Origin of the sequence: Cellvibrio sp. ARAG 10.3 (assembly GCF_051846955.1) — a bacterium.
Lineage (GTDB): Bacteria > Pseudomonadota > Gammaproteobacteria > Pseudomonadales > Cellvibrionaceae > Cellvibrio.
This window is the reverse complement of record NZ_JBPYCU010000071.1, coordinates 1-1,032: the sequence shown is the minus strand read 5'-3', so window position 1 is coordinate 1,032 and position 1,032 is coordinate 1. Positions and strand designations below refer to the sequence as shown.

At 51.0% G+C, this 1,032-nt stretch carries 2 protein-coding genes; one reads left to right on the top strand and one right to left on the bottom strand.

Going from position 1 to position 1,032, the window contains the following annotated elements; translation table 11 throughout:
- On the top strand, positions 1-183 hold a 183-nt coding region (locus tag ACSV5M_RS21835), incomplete at its 5' end, for a hypothetical protein (protein WP_439178968.1).
- A gap of 91 nt (positions 184-274) precedes the next feature.
- Here the strand turns inward: ACSV5M_RS21835 and ACSV5M_RS21830 are convergent.
- Positions 275-934: a DUF3577 domain-containing protein gene (locus ACSV5M_RS21830; protein WP_439178967.1), complete on the bottom strand. Its 660-nt coding sequence runs from the start codon at positions 932-934 to the stop codon at positions 275-277.
- Between the last annotated feature and the right edge of the window lie 98 nt (positions 935-1,032).

Below are 1,032 nucleotides of genomic sequence, written 5' to 3'. Positions count from 1 at the left end.
AACCAATACGACCAGCTCAATCCGCCGAAGCGGCAGGGTCCACTAAAAACCGTAGTGGGACGGGAGAATCGTATTTTCGAAAGGCTCTCGCAAAAGCGCTTGGAGAATACGATGGTAAAAGCGCTCTGGCCCAACACAAGGTTGGGCCGAGCAATCACCATAACAAGCGTGACACTAAGCTAAACGAGAGCTGCACAAGAAGGAAAAGACACAGACCCGCACACTTTGCGATGCGCAAGATGTGAGTCCCCATCGACTCATTCTCTGCAGTCGTTCATGCTGCTTGTTGTTGCAGGGACCAGCCTTTACGCTGACGGTCCCATCGATAACCCGCTGCCTTTAATTCCGCCTTACGTTGCGCGAAATTTTCGTCGTCCGGGTCAAGCTCAATGAAGTCAGGCATATTACAGTTGACATCATTAGTTGCCTGGTTAGCTGTCGGCAAATTACTGCTCTGATCCTGGGCTGGCTTCTGCTCAGCAGAATCCTTACCTGCAATCACATTCAGAGCAGCTTCATCGTACTTCTTGCTTTGGCCGTCGGCATCTTTCACTTGCAAGTACTTCACAGTCAGCATACGTGCGCTCACGAACACGCGACGTTCCTCACCAGGCTTTGGATCGTTCTCACCCGCTTTGAAACGGATGTCGCCTGCCTTAACCGCCGCCGATACTTTCTGGTCGCGATCATTGATCGAGTTCCAGAAGTGTTCAACGATGCGCTTAGCATCTGAACCTACGACCTGCAGATCGACAAATACAGGCTCGGCAGTGTCCGCCTGGCCTTGCAGGAACGCCGCACGTACAGCGACATAAGGCTTCCATTTTTGGCCAGCTTTAGGTTTCACTTCACGGACATCGTAAAGATTCGCGAAGCCTTCCAGGTGCAGATTGAAGTACTGGTTGGAATTGGATTGGTTGTTAGCTTGGGACATGGTTTTCTCTCCTAATGGAATAAAAAAGGAGATAGACCCATCCCCAAGGGGCTGGATTTATCCCCTGGGGAAGTAACAACAATGGATAGGCCGAAAGG